The sequence below is a fragment of the Acinetobacter sp. Ac_5812 genome (genome assembly GCF_013072695.1).
Classification (GTDB): Bacteria; Pseudomonadota; Gammaproteobacteria; order Pseudomonadales; family Moraxellaceae; genus Acinetobacter.
This window is the reverse complement of sequence record NZ_LXUK01000001.1, coordinates 451461-477379: the sequence shown is the minus strand read 5'-3', so window position 1 is coordinate 477379 and position 25919 is coordinate 451461. Positions and strand designations below refer to the sequence as shown.

22 protein-coding genes are annotated in these 25919 nt (G+C 43.9%); 14 read left to right on the top strand and 8 right to left on the bottom strand.

The features are described from left to right. Positions 1 to 132 precede the first annotated feature (132 nt). The 4 genes from A7P55_RS02305 to A7P55_RS02290 are packed head-to-tail and all read left to right on the top strand — an operon-like array spanning position 133 to position 1901. Positions 133 to 597, top strand: coding sequence for a GNAT family N-acetyltransferase (locus tag A7P55_RS02305; RefSeq protein ID WP_171550957.1), 465 nt, complete (start codon positions 133 to 135; stop codon positions 595 to 597). A 34-nt stretch (positions 598 to 631) separates the two neighbouring features. Further along, positions 632 to 1033 (top strand): cytidine deaminase, encoded by a 402-nt coding sequence (locus A7P55_RS02300; protein ID WP_171550974.1) that lies wholly within the window; start codon positions 632 to 634, stop codon positions 1031 to 1033. A 51-nt stretch (positions 1034 to 1084) separates the two neighbouring features. Continuing rightward, positions 1085 to 1585: a GNAT family N-acetyltransferase gene (locus A7P55_RS02295; RefSeq protein ID WP_171550956.1), complete on the top strand. Its 501-nt coding sequence runs from the start codon at positions 1085 to 1087 to the stop codon at positions 1583 to 1585. Positions 1586 to 1595: 10 nt separating this feature from the next. Further along, positions 1596 to 1901 (top strand): ankyrin repeat domain-containing protein, encoded by a 306-nt coding sequence (locus tag A7P55_RS02290; protein ID WP_171550955.1) that lies wholly within the window; start codon positions 1596 to 1598, stop codon positions 1899 to 1901. A gap of 289 nt (positions 1902 to 2190) precedes the next feature. Here A7P55_RS02290 and A7P55_RS02285 read toward each other — a convergent pair whose 3' ends face one another. Continuing rightward, entirely contained in the window at positions 2191 to 2886 is a 696-nt protein-coding gene (locus A7P55_RS02285) for a TIGR04219 family outer membrane beta-barrel protein (protein WP_171550954.1), read from the bottom strand. Positions 2887 to 3018: 132 nt separating this feature from the next. Between A7P55_RS02285 and A7P55_RS02280 the strand changes: the two genes are divergently transcribed. The 3 genes from A7P55_RS02280 to A7P55_RS02270 all read left to right on the top strand — a co-directional run bounded on the left by A7P55_RS02280 (position 3019) and on the right by A7P55_RS02270 (position 6471). Then, a complete protein-coding gene (locus A7P55_RS02280) occupies positions 3019 to 4461 on the top strand; it encodes an aldehyde dehydrogenase family protein (RefSeq protein ID WP_171550953.1) in 1443 nt (480 codons plus the stop codon). A gap of 377 nt (positions 4462 to 4838) precedes the next feature. Further along, positions 4839 to 6317, top strand: coding sequence for a sodium-dependent transporter (locus tag A7P55_RS02275; RefSeq protein ID WP_171550952.1), 1479 nt, complete (start codon positions 4839 to 4841; stop codon positions 6315 to 6317). 10 nt (positions 6318 to 6327) lie between these two features. Next, positions 6328 to 6471, top strand: a complete 144-nt coding sequence (locus A7P55_RS02270; RefSeq protein ID WP_004803397.1) for a methionine/alanine import family NSS transporter small subunit — start codon at positions 6328 to 6330, stop codon at positions 6469 to 6471. Between the two features lie 49 nt (positions 6472 to 6520). On the opposite strand, the gene rsmB is transcribed toward A7P55_RS02270, so the two are convergent. Together rsmB and fmt are read right to left on the bottom strand one after the other, a co-directional pair. Continuing rightward, positions 6521 to 7828 (bottom strand): 16S rRNA (cytosine(967)-C(5))-methyltransferase RsmB, encoded by a 1308-nt coding sequence (gene rsmB / locus A7P55_RS02265; protein WP_171550951.1) that lies wholly within the window; start codon positions 7826 to 7828, stop codon positions 6521 to 6523. Beyond that, on the bottom strand, positions 7825 to 8787 hold the full coding sequence (gene fmt / locus A7P55_RS02260; RefSeq protein ID WP_101236159.1) for a methionyl-tRNA formyltransferase: 963 nt from the start codon (positions 8785 to 8787) through the stop codon (positions 7825 to 7827). The genes rsmB and fmt overlap by 4 nt, the downstream gene beginning before the upstream one ends. 209 nt (positions 8788 to 8996) lie before the next feature. On the opposite strand from fmt, the gene ilvD reads away from it, so the two are divergent. The 3 genes from ilvD (at position 8997) to A7P55_RS02245 (ending at position 13071) form a co-directional block, all read left to right on the top strand. Continuing rightward, positions 8997 to 10826, top strand: coding sequence for a dihydroxy-acid dehydratase (ilvD, locus tag A7P55_RS02255; RefSeq protein ID WP_032860994.1), 1830 nt, complete (start codon positions 8997 to 8999; stop codon positions 10824 to 10826). 142 nt (positions 10827 to 10968) lie between these two features. Next, positions 10969 to 12258: a hypothetical protein gene (locus tag A7P55_RS02250; RefSeq protein ID WP_171550950.1), complete on the top strand. Its 1290-nt coding sequence runs from the start codon at positions 10969 to 10971 to the stop codon at positions 12256 to 12258. Between the two features lie 81 nt (positions 12259 to 12339). Beyond that, positions 12340 to 13071, top strand: coding sequence for a sulfite exporter TauE/SafE family protein (locus tag A7P55_RS02245; RefSeq protein ID WP_354667317.1), 732 nt, complete (start codon positions 12340 to 12342; stop codon positions 13069 to 13071). A 12-nt stretch (positions 13072 to 13083) separates the two neighbouring features. Here the strand turns inward: A7P55_RS02245 and A7P55_RS02240 are convergent, their stop codons facing one another. Beyond that, the gene (locus A7P55_RS02240) at positions 13084 to 13974 is read right to left on the bottom strand and encodes a LysR family transcriptional regulator (RefSeq protein WP_171550949.1); all 891 of its coding nucleotides are present in this window, start codon (positions 13972 to 13974) and stop codon (positions 13084 to 13086) included. A 99-nt stretch (positions 13975 to 14073) separates the two neighbouring features. Then, the gene (locus A7P55_RS02235; protein WP_171550948.1) at positions 14074 to 14979 is read right to left on the bottom strand and encodes a LysR family transcriptional regulator; all 906 of its coding nucleotides are present in this window, start codon (positions 14977 to 14979) and stop codon (positions 14074 to 14076) included. A gap of 123 nt (positions 14980 to 15102) precedes the next feature. Between A7P55_RS02235 and A7P55_RS02230 the strand changes: the two genes are divergently transcribed. Next, a complete protein-coding gene (locus tag A7P55_RS02230) occupies positions 15103 to 15849 on the top strand; it encodes an SDR family oxidoreductase (protein ID WP_171550947.1) in 747 nt (248 codons plus the stop codon). Between the two features lie 52 nt (positions 15850 to 15901). Here the strand turns inward: A7P55_RS02230 and A7P55_RS02225 are convergent, their stop codons facing one another. From A7P55_RS02225 to A7P55_RS02215, 3 genes are all read right to left on the bottom strand, one after another. After that, the gene (locus A7P55_RS02225; RefSeq protein WP_004803411.1) at positions 15902 to 17197 is read right to left on the bottom strand and encodes a solute carrier family 23 protein; all 1296 of its coding nucleotides are present in this window, start codon (positions 17195 to 17197) and stop codon (positions 15902 to 15904) included. 309 nt (positions 17198 to 17506) lie between these two features. After that, entirely contained in the window at positions 17507 to 20188 is a 2682-nt protein-coding gene (ppc, locus tag A7P55_RS02220; protein ID WP_171550946.1) for a phosphoenolpyruvate carboxylase, read from the bottom strand. Between the two features lie 84 nt (positions 20189 to 20272). Next, positions 20273 to 20896: a TetR family transcriptional regulator gene (locus tag A7P55_RS02215; RefSeq protein WP_171550945.1), complete on the bottom strand. Its 624-nt coding sequence runs from the start codon at positions 20894 to 20896 to the stop codon at positions 20273 to 20275. Between the two features lie 151 nt (positions 20897 to 21047). Between A7P55_RS02215 and A7P55_RS02210 the strand changes: the two genes are divergently transcribed. From A7P55_RS02210 to A7P55_RS02200, 3 genes are all read left to right on the top strand, one after another. Beyond that, entirely contained in the window at positions 21048 to 22148 is a 1101-nt protein-coding gene (locus A7P55_RS02210) for an efflux RND transporter periplasmic adaptor subunit (protein ID WP_171550944.1), read from the top strand. Between the two features lie 2 nt (positions 22149 to 22150). Then, entirely contained in the window at positions 22151 to 25279 is a 3129-nt protein-coding gene (locus tag A7P55_RS02205) for an efflux RND transporter permease subunit (RefSeq protein ID WP_171550943.1), read from the top strand. A gap of 132 nt (positions 25280 to 25411) precedes the next feature. Continuing rightward, the gene (locus A7P55_RS02200) at positions 25412 to 25789 is read left to right on the top strand and encodes a hypothetical protein (protein WP_171550942.1); all 378 of its coding nucleotides are present in this window, start codon (positions 25412 to 25414) and stop codon (positions 25787 to 25789) included. The last annotated feature ends 130 nt before the right edge of the window (positions 25790 to 25919 follow it).

The following is a 25919-nucleotide window of genomic DNA, read 5'->3' as shown; positions in this document are numbered from 1 at the left end:
AGTCATCGCCAGCTTTTAAATTAGAAACACCCCCTCCGCTTACGCAGAGGGGGTGTTTTTTATTGTGGGGAGGAAAATTGGTAGAAGAAATCGGCTAAAATCGGTTAAATCATTCTCAAAATTAACCATACGATGAAAATTTCTTTGCTCGTAGACCACCCAGAAGCGATTGGAAAAATTGCAAAGTGGTATTATAACGAATGGGCTTATCTCTCTTTACAGATTACCGAAGAAATGATGCACCAAAAGGTGCTGGAAAAAGCAGCTAATCGTGATGTTATTCCTTTGGCAATCGTAGCTCATCATGGAAATGAATTGATCGGTGCCTTAGAACTTAAGTTACGAGAGAATAAAAACTATCCAGAATATGAGCATTGGATCGGTGGGATTTTTGTTGATCCTTTATGGCGAGGACAAGGTGTTGCAAGCAGAATGATGACTATGGCAAAAGAAAAAGCTAAAGAATTAGGCGTAACCATGCTTTATTTACAATGTGAAAGCCATAATATTTCACTCTACCAAAGGCATGGTTTTAAAGTGCTGCATCAAGCCAATCACCATACGGTAGAAGCAACAATTATGAGATATCAACAATAAAAATTGTGAAGTTATGACGTTGTTTGGAGATAAGGTGGAACAAAAGTTATTTCAAGCTGCGAAAGTTTTTATGGAGAGCCGTTATCCTACAGGCTGGGGTGGTGTTGCTGCACTAGCCACAGAGAGTGGAAAAATTTTGATTAGTGTTGCGCCTGAAACACGAAATGATGCTTTATCACTTTGTATGGAAGTTGGGGCATGTTTGGAGGCACATAAAATCAATGAAAAAATAACACATTCCCTCTGTATATGCAGAGCGTCGGAACATTCAAATATTCTAATTTTAACGCCTTGTGGAATCTGCCAAGAGCGTCTTTCCTATTGGGGAGGAGATGTTCTAGTGGCAGTAAGTACGGCTGAGAACAAATTATTATTTAAATCCTTAAGAGAACTGATGCCTTACCATTGGTCGATTGTGAATGGAGTACAGCTTTGATACGGTATAAGCAAAAGTTGTCCGTATTTAAAGCATCAGGATAGTAAGTATATGCTGAGTTATTGTCTTCTCTGCCCTGATAATGAAACTGATATAGCCAGCATCCAAGCTGTATTTGAGGCTAGTCCAAATTATTTTAAACTCATTCAAGGATATAGCGCAGAGAAAAATGCTGCTCGAAACGATCTAAAAGCTGTACCTAGTGGACATCCATGTACTGCAAAGTTTTTTTACGCGATTTATCATAAAGAACAGATGATTGGTTGTATTGATATTCTGCAAGGTTATCCCGAGTCATCAATAGTATTTATTGGATTGCTATTATTTATAGAGTCTCATCAAGGTTTAGGCTATGGCCCGCAAGCAGTCCATTTTATTTCGGATCTTGCTCATGCTTGGGGATGTGATCGGTTGAGAATTGCAGTGGTTCAATCAAATCAACCTGCATTTACATTTTGGTCAAAGCAAGGTTTTGTTGAACTTTATCGTAAAGAACTCAGTGAATATGTTGCTCCCGTCATTGTTATGGAGAGAGCGCTAACTTTTAAATGAGAGGAACTAAATGAAACTTAACTCTTTTTCACCGCTCCCTGAAGATGAACTGCATCTTCCTGAACTGGTGTATTGGGCATCCCTTGGTGATGTGGAGCACGTCGATCAACTATTGGCAGAGGGGATAGATCCAAACCAGACCGATGATGAAGGTTATAGTGCACTCCAGGCTGCTGCTGAGAACGATCATTTGGCGGTGGTGAAGCTACTCGTGAGTAAGGGTGCAAATGTCGCGTATAAAGGCGAATATACGGCATTACAGCTTGCTGAAATGGCAGAGCATAGCGAAGTGGTTGCGTATCTTAAAAGCCTTTAAATCACCTATAAAATGATAGATAAAAAGAAGCCCCATCATCCTGACGGGGCTTCTTCATATTCAGTTTATGTCGTTAATATCCTATTAACGACCACGTCCTGTGTCTGTTCTTATTCTCAATGAGACTTCCTGTCTCTCTATGATTTGTATGATAGGTGAAAATTTTGTATTGGGGTATTCGCCAATCACTGCGATTGTTGTAGGTTTTGGCTTACATGAAGGAGGAGAGTTTAATGGTTGGATATAAAAAAACGGAATCTAAAGATTCCGTTTCTCACTTTATTACGATTTAGAAATGGATATCTAAGCCGATATAAGGACCTTTAAAGTTAAATTTAAGGTCATTTTTTTCGTAATCATCTAGTTTGATATCGAGAATACGATAGCCTGCTTTTAAGCCAACATCGACCAAGAGATTGTCAATAAAGTTGTATTGTAACTCGGCTTGCGCATCGGTGATTTTAGCGTCGTTAAAGTTGCTATATAACAACTCAGCTTTAGCGCTTAAGCCTGTGAATGGTAGTTTTACCCCTGCTGATCCATAAATCACAGGAACCGTTTTATCGATATCAGTTTTGCTTAAGCCTAGTGTTTTTACATCACCATTCAAGTTAGTGGCACCTAGACCAACATCTGCATTTACGATGGTGTCTAAGATTTCATAATACAAAATGAAGTCGGTATGATCGATATTTAGATCATAGACTGACTGACCTGCAACTTCATTTTCTGTTTGTGATTTTAAATTCACATAGCGAATTTTTGCATTTGGAATCAGTGGAATCGGGTGTTCAAATGCAAGAGAAACTTGTGCAGAACCTTTACGATCAAGGTCTTGATCTGGTGCAGAAGTTTGCGCAGCCATATTGGCTTCACCATTGTAATTCCAATAGCTAAGATCGCCTTTTACACCAATCATATCCGCTTGCGCTAGACCACAAAAGCTTGTCCCTAAAGCAAGCATTGATATTTTTAATATTTTCATTGCATTGTCCTAATCAGTATCAAAAACCGTAATGAATTGTTGTGAATTCATCAGCGAATGGGCGAATCATATAGTGATCTTGGAAAATATGCAGTAGTCTAATTTTAAATTTTTATAACGGGATCAAGAATAATGACAGATACAACAAGCGTGCGGGATTATCCACTATATGTCGCGGGAAAAGCAGTGAGCACGGGGCAATGGCTTGAAGTACATGATAAGTATCGAAATACCGTCTATGCACGTGTTGCTCTGGCCGATGCCAAAGTGCTTGAAAAAGCCATTTCAGCTTCAGTAAAAGCAGAACAGGAAATGGCCGCATTAAAGCCCTTTCAAAAACAACAAATCTTATTGCATTGTGTAAAACGCTTTAATGAACTGCGTGAAGAACTGACTGAAATCCTGATTGCAGAAGGTGGCAAGCCGCGAGGTGCGGCAAGCGCTGAAGTCGAACGTCTGATTAATACCTTCCAGTTGGCAGCAGATGCCGTGACTCAGCTGGATGATGGACGCATGTTACCTTTGGCAGTCACTCCTGCGGCTGCCCGTTTTCGTGGCATGGTCAAGCATGTGCCAATTGGCGCGATTTCCTTAATTAGTCCATTTAATTTCCCCTTAAATCTGGTGGCACATAAGATTGCACCTGCGATTGCGGCAGGTTGTCCATTTGTGCTGAAACCAGCCAGTTTGACCCCAATCAGTGCATTAATGATCGCCAAGGTATTAGCTGAAACAGATCTACCTAAAGGTTCATGGTCAATCTTGCCATGTGACCGTCAAGCCGCAGATATTTTGGTGACCGATGATCGCTTTAAATTACTCAGCTTTACCGGTTCAGATCAGGTCGGTTGGGATATGAAAGCGCGCGCAGGTCGCAAGAAAGTCACCTTAGAACTGGGCGGTAATGCTGCGGTTCTGATCGATGCAGATACTGTGATTGATGACGCACTCATAGATCGTCTGATCAGTGCGGCTTATGGGCATGCGGGGCAGGTCTGTATCAGTGTGCAGCGGATTTTAATTCATGCTGATATTTATGCAGAAGTGAAAAAGAAACTGGTCACCAAATTGAAAAAAATCAAAGTGGATGATCCAGCTTTAGCAACGACATTGGTTGGACCAATGATTAAGGAAGCTGAGGCTGTTCGCCTAAAAAAATGGCTGGATAAAGCCGAGAAAAAAGGAGCAAAAATACTGACAGGGGGAAGTTTACAAAGCATGTTGTTTGAGCCTGCTTTGCTGGAAAATGTAGACGCCAAGCTGGAAATCTATAAAGATGAAGCCTTTGGTCCTGTGGCGATCCTCGAAAAATTTAAGGATTTTGAGCAGGGTATTGCCACGATTAATCAGAGTCGTTTTGGTTTACAAGCAGGCGTATATACGCAGAATCTGAATAAGATGCTGTATGCATGGGATCATTTACAGGTTGGAGGTGTGATTATTAACGATGTTCCAACGTTCCGTGTCGATAATATGCCCTATGGCGGGGTGAAGGATTCTGGCCTTGGTCGGGAAGGGATTCATTCTGCAATTAGGGATATGCAAGAGGAAAGGTTATTAGCCATCAAACAATAAAAAAGATTGTGGCCCAAGCGGAGTTTTAGCTTCGCTTGATTGTTTTATGTACTTGATTTTTATAAGTTGACTGCAAGGTCAAAATTACAGTCTGTTGAAAAATAATCAGTTGTTTAAAAAAGATGACTTTTTCTTTCAGAATTTACAGTAAAAAGAAATAAAAACAGGTATTGTTCGGCTATTAAAAGCAGAAAAACAAAGCCCAATCTTTAAGGAAGATGGTTTGGTTTTTGCTTTGTTTGTCCATGCAAACGGAGGCCCACAAGGTTGAAATTTCATGCAAGCAAAACAAGATTTTTTATGGCACTTTTCATGTCTGTTGGATAATAAAAACCTAACACAGCATGGAATGGCCAGCAGGACAACTTAGGTGTTTTATGGCAGATTCTCGTGAAAACTGGACATCACGATCTGGTTTTATTATTGCAGCTGTTGGTTCAGCTGTAGGTTTAGGTAACATTTGGCGTTTCCCTTATGTTGCTTATGAAAATGGCGGCGGGGCGTTTCTTATCCCTTATTTACTGGCGTTGATTACCGCTGGTTTACCTCTTTTATTCTTGGATTATGCAACAGGTCATCGTGCGCGTAATTCACCACCAAAAGCCTATCGTGCGCTATTTAAAGGCGGTGAGACACTTGGTTGGTGGCAAGTCTGTGTCTGTATCATCATTGGTTTGTACTACGCCAGTGTACTGACTTGGGCGGGGAGTTATGTCTACTTCTCAATTGGTCAGGCGTGGGGTAGTGACCCGGAAAGCTTCTTCTTTAATACTTATTTGCAGACCTCGAAAGCAACTGGCTTCGATCTACAATTTGTGAGCCATTTGTTCTGGCCAATCGTTGGGATTTGGGCACTGACCTTAATCATTTTGTATGGCGGAGTGAAGAAGGGTGTTGAATTATCCAATAAGATCTTCATGCCGTTGCTATTCGTATTGTTCACGATTCTGGTGGTTCAGTCATTACGTTTACCTGGTGCGGCTGAAGGCTTAAATGCATTCTTTACCCCAAACTGGTCTGCGATGATGGATTATAAAGTCTGGCTAGCGGCTTATGGTCATACCTTCTTCTCGCTCTCTGTTGGGTTCGGGATCATGGTAACTTATGCCTCTTATCTCAAGCCAAAAACCAACTTAACCGGTTCTGGTCTGATCGTTGGCTTTGCCAATGCATCAACTGAAATCTTGGCAGGTATCGGTATTTTTGCGGCATTGGGCTTTATGGCCCATGTGGCAGGTAAAGAAGTACAAGATGTGGTCAGCGGTGGTATCGGCCTAGCATTTATTGCTTTCCCTAAAATCATTTCAAGCTTAGGTGCAGGTGCTGACTTATTCGGCTTATTATTCTTCTCTTCACTCTTCGTTGCGGGTATTTCTTCCATGGTGAGTATTCTGGAAGTACCGATTGCTGCAATGCAGGACAAGTTGAAATGGAGCCGTACCAAAGCTGTAACCATTATTGGTGGTGGTAGTGCACTGGTTTCAGTGATTTTATTCTCAAGTGTAAATGCGATTAAGCTCGTTGATATTATTGACCATTTCATCAATAACATCGGCATTATCGGTGGTGCATTGGTTTCGATTATCTCGATTGCTTGGCTAAAACGTTCTGCATTAATTGAGCTTCGGGATCATGTCAACCGTATTTCGACGATTCAGCTCGGCAAGGGTTGGTCATTTACATTAACCGTGATTACTTCACTCATCTTGTTAACAACCTTAAGCATGACCGTGTTTAACTTGGTGAAAAACGGTTACGATAGTTATAGCATGAGCTTACAAGGCATCTTTGGATGGGGCAGCGTGATTTTCTGTGCTGTCGTTGCTGTTGTACTCAGCCGAATCAAAGATCGCTAGGAGAGTAGAGATGAATACTTCAGCAATCATCATGATGATTATTTCTATGCTATTTGTATGGGGTGGATTGGCGCTGTCTATTCTGCACTTAATGAAGCATCCAGAAGAACTCGATGAGGTTCTGGAAGAAGTCAAAGATCAGCATACGCTTTAAAAATAGATTTAAAAAAAGCAGGCTTTAAGCCTGCTTTTTTATTTTTGATTTATCCCAATTTTTTAATCAGGCAATAATAGAAACCATCACCAGCGTGGGCAGAAGGGAACAGCTGACGACCATGGGTCTGTTCAACGCCCCAATCGGCTTCGATTTTGATTTCTTCTGCATCCGTATGTGCTGCAAAGAATGCAGCCATTTGCTGCTCATTTTCAGCTTTTAGAATCGAGCAGGTGATATACAGTAAAGTGCCGCCCACTTTAAGCTGTTGCCACATCTGCTGCAAAATCTGCTGTTGTAACGTAACCGTTTGCGCGATATCGGTCGACTGTCTAAGCAGACGAATATCGGGGTGGCGACGAATCACACCTGTTGCAGAACAAGGCGCATCCAGCACGATACAATCGACGGGCTCTGGTGCCTGCCACGTGGTGGCATCAGCTGTAATAATCTCAACATTGTCCTGCTCTAGGGCAAGACGTTCTAAATTTTCAGAAACACGCAGTAAACGTTTGGCATCATGATCAAGTGCAATCAATTTTTTAGGATCAAAGCGCTCAAGGATATGTGCGGCTTTACCACCCGGTGCAGCACAAGCATCGACAACAACTTTATTATCTAAGTTCGGTAAAAGCGTGGCGCACAATTGTGCATGCTCATCCTGAACAGAAAAACCGCCTGCTTCAAAACCGGGTAAATGGGTAATATTGCCCGTTTGTTCCAGAACAATACCCACATCTGAAAGTGTGCAAGGACGAGCATCAATCTGTTCTTCGTCCAAAATCTCTAAATATTCGTTACGACTGACTTGGCGTTCGTTGATGCGTAGGGTCAATGGCGCGACTTGTTTTAAGGCTTGGCATAGCGGTTCTACTTGCTCAGGCCAATCTTTTTTGAGTCGTTTGAATAACCAACTTGGTAAACCATGGGTATGATTCAACGCGGTTTGAAATTCATCTGTTTCACGTGAAACACGACGCAGAATCGCATTGACCAAACCACTCATTGGCTCGAAACCGAGTTGCTTAGCCGCATTTACAGTTTCTGAAATTGCAGCATGTACAGGAATGCGCGTACATAAAATTTGATATAAACCAAGATATAAACAACTTTCTAGGGCTTCATTGTCTAATGGTTTTGTGAGCAAGGGTAAGGTAATGGCTTTTAACGAATACCATTGGCGTAAACAACCTAAAGTAAGCTCGTGATATAAACCACGGTCACGTTCAGAAACGATATTGATATGTTGATTTAAAACGGAAGACAAAGATTGCCCATTTTGAACCGCCAAAAGTGTTTTGACCACTTGCGCACGCAGATTCAAATTTTTTGTAGATGATTGATTCGATTGGCTCATGGGAGAATTTGTCCAATATGCAATTTTTGAGTTTGAGCAATTTGTACTGGATTGAGGGCTTTAGCACCTGGCCATTGTAAGCTGGTTAAGCACACTGCCGTATTTTCGCCACAAGCAACATGCACGCCTTGTTTATCAATGGCAAGGATTTCACCAGCTTGTGCATCGGTTTTGCTCAGTTGTGAAAGTGTAGAACCCCAAACACGTAAGGCATTGTTTTCATCGAGCTGAATAAACGCGACTGGCCAAGGGTTAAAGGCACGAATATTACGGTCGATTTGAACTGCATTTACAGTCCAATCGATACGCGCTTCGGCTTTCACTAATTTGTGCGCATAAACGGTCAGTGCTTCATCTTGTACTTCACGTTTTTCAATAAAATCCTGCAAGCTTTGTTCGGATTCAAGCACAGTACAAATCGCTTCTGCGCCTTGAACCGCCAATTTGTCATGCAAGCTGGCCGTGGTATCTTCCGCAGTAATTGGGCAATAGGTTTTATACATCATATCGCCAGTATCTAAACCAGCCGCCATTTGCATGATGGTAATGCCCGTTTCAGCATCCCCTGTGGCAATGGCACGTTGAATCGGGGCAGCACCACGCCAGCGTGGTAACAGTGAACCATGAATATTTAAACAACCGTATTTCGGTGTATCCAAAACCGCTTGCGGTAAAATCAAGCCATAGGCTGCAACCACCATCACATCTGCGCCTAGTGCAGCAAGCTCTTGTCGAGCGGCCAAACCTTCTTCCGTAGACGCTTTAAAATTCAAAGGTTGATAAACGGGTAAACCGTGTTCAAGTGCCAATTGTTTAACAGGCGATGGCGTTAATTTTTGCCCACGTCCTGATTTACGGTCAGGTTGGGTATAAACCGCAATGATTTGGTGGGATGTTTTTAATAATGCCGCCAATGCGGTTGCCGCAAATTCAGGCGTACCAGCAAAAATGATTTTCACAAATGCAATCCAAATAAAACTTATCTCAAATTATAAGCGAAAACGCGGCGAGTCCCTAATTCACGGACTGAATTGCTTTTGTGCAAAAAAGATAGGCCTGTTGGTCATCTGTTAAACGATAACTTGTAGTATGATGCAAACAGCTCAGTATCATTTCGCCAGAGAGAAAGTCTTATTTTTCTCGAGCACACACTTGTTGGGAATACAAAATGCCTGATTATCGTTCGAAAACATCAACACATGGAAGAAATATGGCGGGCGCGCGCGGTTTATGGCGTGCAACCGGTATGAAAGATGAAGATTTTGGCAAGCCAATTATTGCGGTGGTCAACTCATTTACCCAGTTTGTTCCCGGTCACGTGCATCTTAAAGATTTAGGTCAACTTGTTGCGAGAGAAATTGAAGCTTCTGGTGGTGTGGCAAAAGAATTTAATACCATTGCTGTCGATGACGGCATTGCCATGGGCCATGACGGGATGCTGTATTCACTGCCATCACGTGATTTGATTGCCGATTCTGTGGAATACATGGTCAATGCCCATTGTGCCGATGCCATGGTCTGTATCTCGAACTGTGACAAGATCACACCGGGAATGCTAATGGCTGCGATGCGCTTGAATATCCCAGTGGTATTCGTGTCTGGTGGTCCAATGGAAGCGGGTAAAGTCAAATTCCGTGGTGATGAAAAGGCGATTGACTTGGTTGATGCCATGGTGGTTGCAGCAGACGAAAGCTACACCGATGAAGAAGTTGCTGCGTTTGAACGCTCAGCATGTCCGACGTGTGGTTCATGTTCAGGGATGTTCACGGCCAACTCAATGAACTGCTTAACTGAAGCTTTAGGTTTATCTTTACCAGGCAATGGTTCGATCGTGGCGACCCATGCCAACCGTGAAAAACTGTTCTTAAGAGCAGGTCGTTTAGTGGTTGAACTGGCGAAACGTTATTATGAACAGAATGATGACAGCATTTTGCCACGTTCAATTGCAACCAAAGCCGCATTTGAAAATGCCATGACGCTTGATATCGCGATGGGTGGTTCAACCAATACCGTATTGCATTTACTTGCTGCCGCACATGAAGCTGAAGTTGATTTCACCATGGATGATATCGACCGCCTGTCTCGTCAAGTACCGGTATTGTCAAAAGTTGCCCCAGCAAAACAAGACGTGCATATGGAAGATGTACACCGTGCGGGTGGCATCATGGCAATCTTGGGTGAACTCGATCGTGCCAAATTATTGAATACCTCATGCCCAACCGTGCATGAACCTACGCTGAAAGATGCATTGGACAAGTGGGATATTATCCGCACTGAAGATGCGGATGTTTATGAATTCTATCGTTCATCGCCAGGGGGCATTCCAACGCAAGTGGCATTCTCGCAAAACCGTTATTATTCAACTTTGGATGGTGACCGTGAGAAAGGTGTGATTCGTAATGCTGAACATGCCTTCTCTAAAGACGGTGGCTTAGCGGTTCTTTACGGCAACATCGCTCTAGATGGCTGTATCGTCAAAACTGCGGGTGTGGATGAGTCAATTCTTAAATTCACTGGTACAGCACGCGTTTTTGAAAGCCAAGATGCCGCAGTTGAAGCGATTCTGGATCATAAAATCGTAGCTGGCGACATCGTGGTGATTCGCTATGAAGGCCCACGTGGTGGACCGGGTATGCAGGAAATGTTGTATCCAACCAGTTACCTGAAGTCGAAAGGCCTAGGTAAGGACTGTGCCTTGATTACCGATGGCCGCTTCTCAGGTGGTTCATCAGGTTTGTCGATTGGTCACGTGTCTCCAGAAGCAGCAGAAGGTGGTGCGATTGGTTTGGTTGAAGATGGCGATACCATTGAAATTGATATTCCAAACCGTACCATTCATTTGAATGTTGATGATGCAACCATGGCACATCGCCGTACCGTTCAGGAAGCCAAGGGTTGGCATCCTGCCGAAGAACGTAAACGTAAAGTGTCTAAGTCATTGAAGATTTACGCAATGCATTCGACCAGCGCAGCCAAAGGTGCAGTACGAGTTTTGTAATCCCTTTCAGTCCCTCTTTCAATTAAGGGGGACTTTTTTGTTATTTTATAAGATACTGAACATACTTATTGACTCACTTGTTCCAACCCAAGTTTGAGTAATCGATTCATATTTCACTTTATGACCATTAGAGGCGATCGACATGTCTTTGTTACGTCGTTGGTTTGATCCCATCCGATCGAGTTGGTTCTATCAGAAACCTTCTCGTCAGGCAGTGTTACCCACGGAACAGGGTTTAAGCATTTACCTACGTCTAGACGATGTTTATAGCTATCTTGCGGTACAACAACTGGATCAGCTCAATGAAATCCTAAGTGATGAGCTGAAACCGTTAAAAGTGATTATTTCGAGGCAGGACGCAGAGCCTCCGAATGGAATGTCCAAGCAGGAATGGCTCAGTTACTGTTTAAATGATGCGAAGATTCTGGCCAAGCAGCACCGTTTTGGCTTTGATGATACCCCGGAAATTCCCAGCGCAGACGCATTACAACAAGCTGAAACCATTCTTCGAAATACCCCCTTACGTGAACAGAACTTCTTGCATTTACTGGAAGATGTGTTCCATATGCTGTGGCAACAACAATATGGAAAATTGCGTACCTTATACGCAATGGCCAGTCAGCACCAAAGCCCGCAAGATTATCCTGAACGTATTTTTAAAGATGTGCCCGTTGCCGCCAGTTATTTTGAATTTGGTGAGCGGAAATACCAAGCGGTTGACGATTTACTGCGTCTGACGCGTCGTCTGAAACAGCAAAAATTACTGACCGGAAATCCAATTTTTCTGATCAATCATATCGAATGGCGCGAGCATTTGATTAATGATGGTGAAGCGCTCAATGAAGTGCAGGCCATGCATCCCGAGCTAGATTTATACATTGCGCTTGAAGATCCCATGAGCTGGTTATTATTGGCCTATATCAAAGAAGAATTGGCCAATTATTATAATATTCAGCTGAAAGTCTATCCGCTCAGTTACCACGGACGGGATTGGTTTGACTGGAGCTTGGCTACTCGTGTCTCCAAGCGAACCCAAGTGGCATTTACGCCATTCTGCCGTCCGACCAAAGAAGCGACCTATGAGATGGCACGACTGTTTTATAGCGTGCCTGAAGAACAGCAAGTCGATTGTATCCACCAAATTTTTGCAGGGGTGTGGACACATGGTAAAGACCTGTCATTTAAAGCCCATTTCCAGCGTATGCAAAAGCGTTTAGAGATCGAGCACATCACTGAGCAGGATGTCGAAGCTTTGTTGAAGCAGAACGATGAACTGTGTCAGCAAAAGCATCAGCCTGATTTTCCCGTGTTAGAATTGCGTATTGATGGGCAAAGTTATGTCTTTAACAGCTTGTATCGGGTCTGGATGATTGAAAGCATCATCAGCAATGTGTTGGAAGATAAATATAGAACCGCCTCAAGCTCTGCCTGAGGCCCGCTCCCAAAAATAAGAATAGGGCAAGCTGCGCTTTTTTTCGTAGCATAACTCCGATGCAATATCGGAGATTCGGGCGTGACTTTTTTAGCAATTATTGTGATGGTATTTGTCTTTGCGGGCATGATTAAAGGCATGATCGGCTTAGGCTTACCTGCGGTCTCAATGGGACTGCTGACGATTGCCATGAGTCCGTTTCAGGCTGCATCACTGCTGATCGTTCCGTCCATGATCACCAATATCTGGCAGCTGTTTGCTGAGGGTCGGGTCTGGACCTTTGTGCGTCGTTTCTGGTCCTTACTGGTTGGTATAGTGGTTGGATCGATCTGGAGTTTTTTACCTACGTTAAGCCAAAGCCATGGCCAAAGCAGTGAAATTCTCTTGGGGACGATGCTGATACTGTACGGGCTTTATGGCCTATGCGTTAAGAATCTACCGCATTTGGGCAAATATGAGCGTTGGCTCTCACCCGTAGTTGGTTATATCGGTGGGGCGGTGACCGTAGCGACAGGTGTGGTGATTATTCCCGTGGTGCCTTATTTACAGTCTTTGCATTTAAAACGGGATGAGCTGGTTCAGGCTTTGGGCTTGACCTTTACCGTGTCCACCATTTGTCTCGCCGTGTTTTTACAGCATAATCCGATGGCTGGTATCACCTTGGATTATCGCCTATCCATAGTGGCTTTGATCGCGGCTCTAATTGGGATGTGGTTGGGTAAAAAAATCCGCTATCAATTGAATGAGCAACGCTTCCGCCGCCTATTTTTTATGGGGTTGGTCGCATTAGGTGCTTATATGCTATCGCATTAACTTGGGTTTGAACTAAGGACGATGTTGCAATAAAAAATCTGCAAATTGCTGATAAGTCTCGGACAGTTGACTGAAATCCTGTGTTGCCAACAAAAGTTTCCGATTGGCCCATGCACCCATGAGTTGTACGGTGTGGAAATGATAATCTGGTGCTAAACGTTGTGCGGCACGGGCAGGCATAATGGCGATACCAACACCTTTTGCCACCACCTCGGCAATCGCAGCAAAATTGGGTAAGCGCAAACGGTACTGAATATTAAAGCCCAGTAGTTTGGCTTGGGTTTCGATGGATTGTTGCAAAGAATGATGCGGCATCAACCCAATAAAGCCGTAGTTCAAGGCTTCGACCAAATTCAACTGTGCGTGTTGGGCGAGAGCATGTGAAGCGGGACAAATCAGCACCAAGGGATCACTGGCAAATTCCTGAGTTTGTAAAGGACGAATATCAAAAAAGCTGGAAACCAAGCCTAATTTGGCAATACCTTTACCGAGAGCCGCAATAATCTCAGAACTCTCAGCTTCATGCAGATCGATATTGATGTCAGGATGGCGCATTAGATATTGCGGTAATAACGGTGGTAAATATTCGCTTTGTGCAGAAGAATTACACCACAGGGTTAAGGATTCTGGCTGTTGCTGCCGAAAGCGTTGCATTTCTTGTTCAAGTTGATCTTTTTGTCGCAGCAAACGTCGCGCATGTTCGGCTAAGGCATGGCCTGCGCTGGTGAGCTCAACGCCTGTAGTGTGTCGAATGAATAAAGGCGTATCGAAATATTGTTCGAGCTTTTTCATCCGTTCGCTGGCCGCTTGCAAGGAAATCGCAGAACGTTCCGCCCCTTTGGTCAGACTGCCTGTGTTGACGATGTGCAGAACGAGCTGTAAATCAAAAAAATCAAAACGCATGGTGGCAACGTATTGAAATATAAAAAGCCATCATACTAAACATCGCTTCAATAAAGATAGTGGACTTAAGTGCAGCAGCAAAGTGCTACTGAGCGAGATCTATTCATGCTGATCCAACGGGTGATCTTTAAACAGTTGCACAATCCATTCAATAAACACCCTTTGTCTGGGTGAAACCCGTGTTTTTGAGGGATAAAGCAACGAAACGGGTAAAGAAGGAACAGCGTATTGGCTTAATACAGGGCAGAGTCGACCATTTTCGATTTGCTTGACATGCCCATAACGCGGGACTTGGATAAGACCAAAGCCTTGTTCTGCCGCTGCTGAGTAGGTATGCGCTCCATTGACCTGAATCAATGTACTTAAATCATAAGGTTCCACTTGCTGGTGGATGATGAATTCTAAAGGCAGCGCTTTTTGTCGTGCGCTGGAATAGAAGCCCACCATCACATGCTGTTTTAAATCGCTGAGTGTGTTCGGTGTACCGTATTTTTTCAGATATGCAGGACTTGCAAGGGTGACTTGTTGAATGTGTCCCAAGGGTCTCAGCACCAGTTCACTATTATTTAAATGTCCAATCCGAATTACACAGTCAATACCTTCCTTGATGATATCGACATAACGGTCACTTTCGGTCAGTTGCACTTGAATCTGTGGATATTCACTGAGAAATTCATGTAATTTTGGAATAATAAAATGAGCGGCAAAGATGCCATGGACTTCGACTTTTAAACTCCCTTGTGGTTTTGCATGTAGAAAATCATGGTCGGATTCGTCGATATAAGCCAGAATAAATTTACAACGTTGATAATAAAGTTGACCTTCGTCAGTCAGATTGACCTGTCGTGTGGTCCGGAACAGTAAACGGGTATTGAGTTGCGCTTCCAATTGTTTAATGGCATCGGTCAGGGTCGAGCGTGGTAGGTTCAGGATCTGTGCTGCTTTGGTAAAACTGCGCTGCTCAACCACATGCACAAATGCCGACATTGCATTTAACTTGTCCATAGGCTTGATTCTTTTGTTCGCTCTATTCGGATAAAGAAGCCGAAACTTGATGGATTATCTTGTTCTGAGTGAACAGTATCATAGATCGTATTCCGTGATAAGTTGAGTTGGACGAGGTTAAAAATGAATATGCCAGCAAATGATAAAAAAGTGATTTTGATTACAGGAGCATCCAGAGGCATTGGTGCTTTTACTGCAGCCTTATTGGCACGGCAAGGTCATCAAATCGTGATCAATTATGCAAATAATGCCTTAGAGGCAGATCAGCTGGTCGAAAAAATTAAAGCGGCAGGCGGGACAGCAAGCGCATTTAAAGCAGATATCAGTCAGTCGCATCAGGTTGTACAACTGTTTGATTATGTGATCCAAAATTATGGGCGTATCGACATTCTGATTAACAATGCGGGCATCATGTCTCTTGAAAAAATTGAAGCGCTCAAGGATGAAACGATCGAAAAAGTTTTAGCAATTAATTTAAAAGGCGCACTCTATACCATGCGTGAGGCGGCAAAACGACTTGAGCAGGGTGGAAAAATTATCAATTTGTCCAGTAGTGTGATTGGTATGAAGCTGGAAGGGTATGGCGTTTATACCGCGTCTAAAGCAGCCATCGAAGCTTTGACGGTTATCCTTGCCAAAGAGTTAAGAGGCAGAAATATTACCGTCAATGCGATTGCACCAGGTCCGACCGCAACCGAACTGTTTTTTGACGGTAAGAGTGAGGCATTGATTGCACAGCTCGCCAAAGCAGCCCCTTTAGAGCGTTTAGGCACAGTGGAAGATATTGCTGCGGTGCTTGATTTTGCCGTGAGTGATGCCAGTAACTGGATCAATGCTCAAGTGATTAGAGCCAATGGGGGCATTATCTAGTCGTGGCATCTTTCCCAAAATAAAAAAGGCAGCTTGCGCTGCCTTCAAGGTTTTAGTTTTTATCTTTTAAACTGAATAATAGGTTCAGGAAAATCGCAGCAAACGTTGCGGTGCCAATACCCCCTAAATTAAAGCTACCAAATAACAATTCAAAGTTGCCTGCACCTAAAATAATGGTGACAGAGGCAATGATCAGGTTTTTATTGTTTGAAAAATCGACCTTGTTTTCGATCCAGATTTTGGCACCGGCAATGGTAATCAAACCAAACACCACAATCGAAGCCCCTGTCAGGACTGCGGTTGGAATAGTGCTAATCACTGCGCCAAACTTTGGAGAAAGACCCAAGAAAATTGCAAACACACCTGCGATCACAAACACGATGGTGGAATACACGCGGGTCACCGCCATCACCCCGATATTTTCACCATAAGTGGTCATACCCGGTGCACCGACACTGCCGGATAAGGTGGTGGCTAAACCGTCTGCAACAAAGGCTTTGCCTAATTGCGGGGTCAGGTTTTCGCCAGTCATTGCCCCCACCGCTTTGATATGGCCTAAGTTTTCTGCCACTAAGATCAGAGCCACAGGAGCAATAATCAGAATCGCATTTAAATCAAAAGTTGGATGCGAAAAGCTTGGAATACCGAACCATGGTGCCGCAGCGATTTGGGAGAAATCAATCGGTTTGCCATAGCCTAAAACGTTGGTGGCAATGGCATACAGGGCATAGGCGATCAGTAGGCCAACCAGCAGTAATAAGCGTTGTAATAAGCCTTTGGTAAAGACCGCAATGATACCCATACTCAGTACAGTGATGAGTGCCATCCACATCTCAAACGGTTGACCCGCAACACCTTTGATGGTGACAGGTGCAAGGTTGAGACCAATGATCATCACGATCGCGCCAGTCACCACAGGTGGCATTAGTTTTTCGATCCAACGTGTACCAGTGAGCATGACTGCAAAACCGATCAAGGCATAAAAAATACCACAGGCCACGATCCCGCCAAGTGCAACTGAAAGATTAGGATTGGCCCCAGAGCCTGTGATATGTCCTGTTGCCGCAGCCACTACACCGATAAAGGCAAAACTTGAACCTAAATAGCTTGGTACGCGTCCACCTGTGATCAGGAAGAAAATGATGGTACAAATCCCTGACATTAAAATGGCAAGGTTTGGGCTAAAGCCCATTAATAATGGTGCCAGAACCGTTGCACCAAACATTGCAAATGCGTGTTGAACCCCGAGCACCGCACTTTGTAAGGGCGGTAAATATTCATTTGTCGCAACAGGACGATGATCGATCTTCCCCTGATACGGCTGCCATTTTGGAAACCAACTTGACATAAATTAGACTCATTATGTGATATCAGCGCGTATGATACCCTGTCTTAAAACGAGCTTTCACCTATAAGCCATTGAGAATATTGCCAGAACAAGCACTGTGAGTTTATATTTTTACCTTTTGGTAAAATTTGTTTCAAAATAAGCTAGCGGTTTTATTATTTATTTTTGTGCTGATGCTTTGAAAAGTTAACGCTCTTATTTTCAAAATATTTTTTGAATTTTTTCTCTTTTTTAAATATAGGTGGCATATTTTGCCAGTCTTGCCATCAATCGTTGTGATTTCTATGGATGGCGAGGCTGGCTTTCGACTTAACCTGTGTTACGCAGACCCGCAGCAATCCCTGCAATACTGACCATCAAGGCATGATCAACAGGACTATGTTCGGTTTGATGTTCCGACAGATATAGACGACGACGTTTCATCAACTCCGCTTGTAATAAATGCAGTGGCAATAAATAGGGTTTACGTACCTGCATGGATTGATCCAAGACCTCATTATTGCTGAGCAATTTGGATTCACCTTTCAAACGGAGCAGAGTATCCACAGCATTCTGCAGACGTTGGCGTAATTCCACGCCAAGCACCTTTAAGTCCTGATCTTGGGTCAGATGCGACTCATAATACAGGGCGATATCGGCATCCGATTTAGACAATACCATTTCCAGCATATCAATTAAGGTCTGAAAATAAGGCCATTGTTCCAGCATGTCATTTAAGGTGTTTTTATGCTGTTCATGCACCTGATTAATTGCGGTACCTGTACCCAACCAAGCAGGTAGCATCAAACGGATCTGTGTCCATGCAAATACCCAAGGAATGGCGCGCAGTGATTCAATACCACCACTGACTTTGCGTTTGGCTGGGCGTGAACCCAATGGCAACATTTGCAATTCCAGTTCTGGCGTAACCGTGCGTAAGTAGCTGACAAAGTTTGGATTGTCGCGCACGGTTTGACGATAGACTTTGACCGATAAATCAGTCATTTGATTCATTAAGTCACGCCATTGTTTTTTCGGTTCAGGCGGCGGCAGCAAAGTTGCTTCTAAGGTCGCTGCGGTATAAATTTCCAGATTTTGCAGCGCAATACCTTCTAGGCCGAACTTGAAACGAATCATCTCACCTTGTTCAGTGACTCGAATCGCACCAGAAATTGAACCCGGTGGCTGTGAAAACAGGGCTTGCTGGGTTGGTGCACCACCGCGGCTGATTGAACCGCCACGACCATGGAACAAGGTCAATTGCACACCATGCTGTTTGGCAATTGCAGTCAATTCCTCTTGAGCGCGATATTGCGCCCAGTTGGCAGACATAAAGCCTGCATCTTTGGCTGAGTCTGAATAGCCAATCATCACCTCATGCTTGCCTTGAATATGTTGCTTATACCAATGCATATTGAACAAGGTATTCATGGTTTTGGCTGCGCCATCCAGATCCTTTAAGGTTTCAAATAAAGGCACGACGCGTAGCGGATGTTGAATCCCAGCTTCTTTTTGTAGCAACAGCACCGCAAGGACATCACTTGGATACTCTGCCATCGAAATAATATAGGCACCCAAGCTCTCGGTCGGCTGTTCCGCCAAGGTACGCATGGTGGCAAATACTTCCAGTACATCAGGATGCTGAATCAGGCTACCTTCAGGTTCATTGAAGAACTTCGGTAATAATGGACGTTTGCTTTGTAGCTCTTGGATCAGGAAATTTTGACGCGCTTGTTCGGTCCACGATTCAAAATTGCCTAGGCCCAGATATTCGGTAATGGCTGAAATGGCTTGGCGATGGCGGCCTGATTCTTGACGAATATCCAGTTTGAGCAGTTCAATGCCGAAACAGTTGACCCGATAGATGAAATCCAGCAATTGTCCATTGGCGATTTCGGCTAAGTTACTGTCAATCAACGAGCGATAGCAGAGTAGCAGTGGCGCTAATAGTTCATCTTTATTTTTGATGATATTGCTGTCATCGGCTTCAGCACCTTGTAAGCGTTGCCCCAACCAATAGCGAGTGGCTTTTAAACGTTCACGAGTGTCACGCAAATATTCACGATAGGGTTCAGGGTGTTCATAACCTAAAGCTTGAGTCAGTTCCTCAGAACAGCTTTGAATCGACAGTTCCCAACGCAGATTTTCAATATCACGCAGATATAAGTCAGCAGCTTGCCATCGTGATAGCCACAGCACTTCTTGCGTCACTTGATGGGTGACATTCGGGTTGCCATCACGGTCACCGCCCATCCAAGAGGCAAAACGGATCGGTGCAATGCTCAAAGGTAAGGCATGCTCACAATGCTGCTGTGTGAGTTCATTCAGTTCACGTACGAATTTCGGTACTGCATTCCAGAGCGACTGCTCGATGGTGGCAAAGCCCCATTTGGCTTCATCGACAGGCGTTGGGCGATGCTGACGAATCTCATCGGTTTGCCATGCTGAGCTGACCAATTGCTTCAGTGTAGCGATGGTCTGTTGACGTTCTCTTGGTGTCAGTTTTTGTTGATCTAACTGTGAAAGACAGTCGGTAATATCATCATATTTTTGAATTAGGGTGCGACGGCTGACCTCGGTTGGATGTGCAGTCAGCACCAGTTCAATTTTTAAATCACAGATCTGTTGGAATAATTGCTGTGCATTGATTTGTTGGGTTTTGAATTTTTCGAATAAATGTGGCAGCGGGTTTGGGCTTGGGGCTTGTTCATCAAACTCGGCCTGACGACGGCTACGCACCACATGATATTGTTCAGCAATATTGGCGAAATTGAGAAAATGTGAGAATGCGCGGGTCAGTGGCAGAATCTCTTCATCTTTTAAACCGAGGAAAAGTTGTTCTAGCTGTTTTTCGGCTTCGATCTGGCCGTCACGTGCGCCTTTGGCTAATGCGCGAATTTGCTCAATCTGATTAAACAAATCTTGCCCAGCATGTTGCTTTAAGGTCTCTCCAAGTAAATTGCCCAGTAAGCGGACATCTTCACGTAATGGAGCAGTGATTTGCTGAATCATTCTAATTCTCCTGTTGTTCTCATTCGACTATAGCGCGATTGAGAGACATTCCAAGAGCAGAACGTAAAAAAATGTGAATTTTCTCTAATTTATTGATTGATATTTAAGCATAAAAATTTCGATAGCATGTTCAATCATCTGATTGATTTCAGTTGTAGTTGGTACAGGGGCTAAACCCAGCAACACTTGCTGATGACGGATACCCAACATCAGCGAGATGATCAGCTCAGTTTGCTTAAGTGGTTCATCTGCGCGAATAAATTTAAAGGCACTGGCCTGTTCAAAGAAATCACACCAGACATTGCACATGCGGGTATGTGATGCATCAAAAAATTGCTTGGTTAAGGGGCTTTGTTCTGCTGCTAATTCAAACAGCAGGCAATCCAGCTTCAGTGCTTCAGGCAAGTAAATAATACTTAATGCACGCTGGCACATGAGGACTAGTGCCTGTTTAAAATCAGCGTCTGCAGTCAGTTCAATCTGTTTGGTTCGAATCGATTCTTCACAGCTTTCTTCAATGGCACAGATAAACAGATTGCCCTTATCTTGGAAGTGGTTATAGACCGTGAGTTTGGTCACACCCGCTTCTTTGGCAATCTGATTCATATTGGTGGCGTGATAGCCCATTTTTAAAAATATAGATTTTGCAGCCTGTAAAATCTTGGCTCTTTTTTCTAAATCTTTAGGGCGACCACTGTTGATGTGCACGTTATCGTTCTCTTTTAATTAATTTAAAAATCAAAATTCTAGCTTTAATTTTTAATTAGTGTACTCGCGGGTATATTAATTAAAAAATAAACAATCTATGATAATGCTCATATCACGCCTTAAAAATCAATTTGAATAAGAGCGCAAAGAGATGAATCAGATCAATCGTATCATATTGGGGTTACTCATTGTCAGTAGTGTACTCCTTAGCGCATGTCAAAAAGAGCTGCCAAAGACTGAGGAAATTCCCTATGTCATGGTGACGCAACCGAGCAGTAATCATGTCGATCAAAAAAGCTATGCAGGGGATGTGCAAGCAAGACAGCAAACCGCTTTGGCCTTCCGTGTCGGAGGACAAATTACCGAACGTTATGTCGATGTTGGTGATCGGGTCAAAGTGGGACAAGTGCTGGCAAAATTAGATGTAAAAGATGCGCAGCTGCAGATGAATGCAGCCAAGGCCCAATTAGACAGCGCGCAGGCAGCGGCAAAGATTGCTGCTGAAGAATATCAGCGTTATCAGCAACTTTTACCGGTTAATGCGGTGAGTCGTTCACAATTTGATGCAGTGAAGAATCAATATGAAGCTGCACAAGCAAGCCTGCAACAAGCACGTTCAAACTATGAGGTGTCATCTAATCAAACCGGCTATAACCAGTTAGTTTCCAATAAAAATGGTGTGATTACTCAACGTCAAATTGAGATTGGACAGGTGATTGCAGCAGGGCAAGCCGTTTATCAGTTAGCGATTGATGGTGAGCGTGAGGTGGTCTTCGGTGTGCCTGAACAGGCGGTCAGTACCATCAAGGTCGGGCAACCAGTATGGGTGACTTTATGGTCGCAACCAGATGCTCGTTTTGCAGCTAAAGTCCGCGAGGTTTCACCCGCAGCAGATCAGTCGCGTACTTTCACGGTAAAAGTCTCTTTGCTTGAAGGGCAATCCAGTATTCAGTTAGGGCAAAGCGCACGAGTGTTCTTTGTCGCAAATGAAAATAACGTGTTGAGCGTACCGCTCTCCAGTGTCACTGCCAATGATCAACAAGCTTATGTTTGGGTGGTCAATGCCAATCAAAGCATACGCAAAGTGCCTGTGACTTTAGGTACTTATGGGCGAGATAGTGTGCCCGTGGTGTCTGGCTTAAAAGCAACGGATTGGGTCGTGGTCGGTGGCGTTCATTTACTGCGTGACCAGCAAAAAATTCATCCAGTTGATCGTGATAATCGTGAAGTCACCGTAAAAGCAGGAGGTTAAACATGAAATTTAACCTTTCAGAATGGGCACTCAAGAATAAGGGGATTATCCTTTATTTTATGCTGTTGCTCGGCATCGTCGGCATCATGTCTTATTCCAAACTTTCGCAAAGTGAAGATCCGCCGTTTACTTTTAAGGTGATGGTGGTACAGACCTATTGGCCGGGTGCAACTGCCAAAGAAGTGTCGACCTTGGTCACGGATCGAATTGAAAAAGAATTGATGACCACGGGGCAGTACGACCGCATCATGGCCTATTCACGACCAGGTGAGTCGTTGGTGACCTTTGTGGCCAAAGACAGTTTACCGTCTAGTGCCATTCCCGATGTTTGGTATAACGTGCGCAAGAAGGTCAATGACATCCGTTCGCAGTTACCGAGTGGTGTACAAGGGCCTTTTTTCAATGATGAGTTTGGTGACACCTTCGGTAATATTTATGTACTGACAGGCAAAGACTTTGACTATGCGGTAATGAAAGAATATGCCGACCGTTTGCAACTGCAATTGCAACGGGTCAAAGATGTCAATAAGGTCAATCTGGTGGGTCTACAAGATCAGAAAATCTGGATTGAACTGTCTAATACCAAAGCGGTGCAGTTGGGTGTGCCTGTCACTGCGATTCAGGAAGCCATTCAAAAGCAAAATGACATGGCAGGTGCTGGTTTCTTTGAAACAGGTACAGATCGTATTCAAATCCGAGTGAGTGGACACTTACATAGTGTTGATGACCTGAAAAAAATGCCGTTGTTGGTCGGGGACAAAACCATTCAACTCGGAGATGTTGCTGAGGTCTATCGGGGCTTTAGTGAACCTGCTCAACCACGTATGCGTTTTATGGGCGAAAACGGTATTGGTATCTCCGTTTCGATGCGTAAAGGCGGTGACATTATTGCGTTGGGTAAAAACCTTGAAACCGAATTCAATCGCCTACAAAAAACCTTACCTTTGGGCATGAAACTGCAAAAAGTGTCTGATCAGCCTGTCGCAGTACAACGCAGTATTCACGAGTTTTTAAAGGTTCTCGCAGAAGCAGTCATTATTGTTTTATTGGTGAGCTTCTTCTCACTGGGTTTCCGTACTGGTTTGGTGGTGGCATTGTCTATTCCACTGGTATTGGCCATGACCTTTGCAGGCATGAATCTATTTGATGTGGGGCTACATAAGATTTCCTTGGGGGCATTAATTCTGGCCCTCGGGTTGTTGGTTGATGATGCGATTATCGCTGTTGAAATGATGGCGATTAAAATGGAGCAGGGCTATAGCAGATTGAAAGCGGCAGGTTTTGCGTGGCAAACCACCGCTTTTCCAATGCTGACGGGAACTTTGATTACCGCAGCAGGCTTCTTGCCGATTGCCACCGCCCAATCGGGTACAGGTGAATACACCCGTTCTATTTTCCAAGTGGTGACCATTGCCCTGATGGTGTCATGGATTGCGGCGGTTTTATTTGTGCCTTATTTAGGTGAAAAGCTATTACCAGATTTCAGCAAACAGAATCAGCAGGCGGCATGGTATCTACGTTTATGGGCGCGACTGCGTAAGCAACCTGCACCTGTGGTAGAAGCACATGGGCAGCATCACGATCCATATCAATCCAAGTTCTATCAGTCCTTTGGTCGGGTGGTGGAAATTTGTATTAGCTACCGTAAAACCGTGATTGCAGTGACTGTCGGGATCTTTGTGCTCTCGGTCGCGATGTTTAAGTTGGTGCCGCAACAATTCTTCCCGCCATCGAACCGTGCTGAGATTTTGGTGGATTTAAAACTGGAAGAGGGGGCATCACTGACCGCAACTGAACAGGCGGTACATAAAGTGGAGCAGTTCCTGTCCAAGCAAAAGGGTATTGATAACTATGTGGCCTACGTGGGAACAGGTTCACCGCGTTTCTACTTACCGTTAGATCAGCAATTACCGCAAGCTAGTTTTGCCCAATTTGTGGTATTGGCTTCCTCCCTTGATGATCGTGATGAAATCCGTCGCTCTTTAGACAAGCAGATTAAGCAATTATTGCCGCAAGTGCGGACAAGGGTATCATTATTGGAAAATGGTCCACCTGTGGGTTATCCATTGCAGTATCGTATCTCGGGTGAAGACCTTGGCACAGTACGTCAATGGGCGCAAAAAGTTGCCAAAGTCTTAAGTGAAGATCCAAATACCACTAACGTGCATTTGGATTGGGGCGAGCCAAGCAAAATCATTGCGATTGAAATTGATCAGGATCGCGCACGTCAAATGGGTGTTTCCAGTGTTGATCTCGCCAATTTCCTCAATGCGTCGGTGACGGGTGCGGTGATGAATCAATATCGTGAAAAACGTGAATTGATCGAAATCCGCTTACGTGGGGATAAATCTGAACGGGTTGAAGTGGCATCTTTGGCAAGCTTAGCCGTGCCGACCAGCAAAGGCACAACAGTCCCGTTGGCGCAAATTGCCAACATTGAATCTCGTTTTGAAGAAGGTTTGATTTGGCATCGTAATCGCCTGCCAACCATTACCGTTCGTGCAGATATTCGCACCCACTTACAACCTGCAACTGTGGTGCAACAGTTGGCTGATCAGATGCAGAGCTTACGTGCAGATCTGCCAAGTGGCTATCTACTGGAAGTGGGGGGGACGGTTGAAGAATCGGCTAAGGGGCAGAATTCGGTGAATGCCGGTATGCCATTGTTCTTGGCAGTGGTGATGACCTTATTAATGATCCAGCTGCGTAGTATGTCGCGGGCAACCATTGTGTTACTGACAGCACCACTGGGTTTGATTGGTGTGGTTGCATTCCTACTGTTATTCAACAAACCCTTCGGTTTCGTCGCAATGCTCGGGACGATTGCATTGTCTGGGATGATTATGCGTAATTCGCTGATTCTGATTGATCAGATTGAGCAAGATATTCAGGCTGGGCATGCGCCATGGGATGCGGTGATTGGTGCAACTATGCGTCGTTTCCGTCCAATTGTATTGACGGCATTGGCTGCGGTGTTGGCGATGATCCCTTTATCACGCAGTATTTTCTTTGGTCCGATGGCGGTTGCGATTATGGGTGGCTTGATTGTTGCCACCTTATTAACCTTATTTTTCCTGCCTGCACTGTATGCAGCATGGTTTAAGGTTAGAAAAACAACACAACTATCGTAATTATTTTGTGAATAAAGGTGCGAAAGATTGAAAATTTCAATATAGTAGCACCTATATTTTAAGACCAAAAAATAATTGAATTTCATAGCATGACAAATTTTGCATAATGCTGTGAATGAGGTGATAGAGAGCATGGGGCAAGACGGTATTGAGCAGCATCGCCGCTATGTGGCGATTTCTTATGTGTTCATGTTTCTTGCATTATTTACAATAGTGTTTGCTGTATTTGCGTACCTATTAGCACGAAAAGTTGCGATTGTGGATAATGCCGAAGTATGGATACATGCGCATGCACTCTGGATTATGCGTAATGTGATGTTGTTTTTACTGATGGCTTTGTTTGCAGCGTTATGGTTTATTCCACTGTTCTTTTTCGCTTGGGATAGTGCACTCTGGGTAACGGCAATGACGGTCGCAGGTGTAGTATTTAGTTCAATTGCATGGTTATTTTTATTGAATGCTTGGCTGAAAGGTATTGCCAAGTACTTCAAGAATAAAGCCGTTTTCTAAAATTATCGCTTTTTTATTGCAATAGACCTTGTAAATTTATCGTACAGTCCCTATTAAGGCTCTGTTGACTTTTTATTTTGAAAGTCGGCAGAGCCTATTTGTTTTTTTAGATTTAAATAAATTCCGTGAG

Bases quoted from the DNA above. Each gene is read 5' to 3' on its own strand.
- A7P55_RS02250 (WP_171550950.1), top strand. From the start codon at position 10,969: ATGTCTTTGTTACGTCGTTGGTTTGATCCCATCCGATCGAGTTGGTTC.
- A7P55_RS02285 (WP_171550954.1), bottom strand. From the start codon at position 2,886: ATGAAAATATTAAAAATATCAATGCTTGCTTTAGGGACAAGCTTTTGT.
- A7P55_RS02270 (WP_004803397.1), top strand. From the start codon at position 6,328: ATGAATACTTCAGCAATCATCATGATGATTATTTCTATGCTATTTGTA.
- ppc (WP_171550946.1), bottom strand. From the start codon at position 20,188: ATGATTCAGCAAATCACTGCTCCATTACGTGAAGATGTCCGCTTACTG.
- A7P55_RS02210 (WP_171550944.1), top strand. From the start codon at position 21,048: ATGAATCAGATCAATCGTATCATATTGGGGTTACTCATTGTCAGTAGT.
- A7P55_RS02280 (WP_171550953.1), top strand. From the start codon at position 3,019: ATGACAGATACAACAAGCGTGCGGGATTATCCACTATATGTCGCGGGA.
- A7P55_RS02275 (WP_171550952.1), top strand. From the start codon at position 4,839: ATGGCAGATTCTCGTGAAAACTGGACATCACGATCTGGTTTTATTATT.
- A7P55_RS02305 (WP_171550957.1), top strand. From the start codon at position 133: ATGAAAATTTCTTTGCTCGTAGACCACCCAGAAGCGATTGGAAAAATT.
- A7P55_RS02230 (WP_171550947.1), top strand. From the start codon at position 15,103: ATGAATATGCCAGCAAATGATAAAAAAGTGATTTTGATTACAGGAGCA.
- A7P55_RS02200 (WP_171550942.1), top strand. From the start codon at position 25,412: ATGGGGCAAGACGGTATTGAGCAGCATCGCCGCTATGTGGCGATTTCT.
- A7P55_RS02205 (WP_171550943.1), top strand. From the start codon at position 22,151: ATGAAATTTAACCTTTCAGAATGGGCACTCAAGAATAAGGGGATTATC.
- A7P55_RS02240 (WP_171550949.1), bottom strand. From the start codon at position 13,974: ATGCGTTTTGATTTTTTTGATTTACAGCTCGTTCTGCACATCGTCAAC.
- rsmB (WP_171550951.1), bottom strand. From the start codon at position 7,828: ATGAGCCAATCGAATCAATCATCTACAAAAAATTTGAATCTGCGTGCG.
- ilvD (WP_032860994.1), top strand. From the start codon at position 8,997: ATGCCTGATTATCGTTCGAAAACATCAACACATGGAAGAAATATGGCG.
- A7P55_RS02290 (WP_171550955.1), top strand. From the start codon at position 1,596: ATGAAACTTAACTCTTTTTCACCGCTCCCTGAAGATGAACTGCATCTT.
- A7P55_RS02225 (WP_004803411.1), bottom strand. From the start codon at position 17,197: ATGTCAAGTTGGTTTCCAAAATGGCAGCCGTATCAGGGGAAGATCGAT.
- A7P55_RS02295 (WP_171550956.1), top strand. From the start codon at position 1,085: ATGCTGAGTTATTGTCTTCTCTGCCCTGATAATGAAACTGATATAGCC.
- A7P55_RS02235 (WP_171550948.1), bottom strand. From the start codon at position 14,979: ATGGACAAGTTAAATGCAATGTCGGCATTTGTGCATGTGGTTGAGCAG.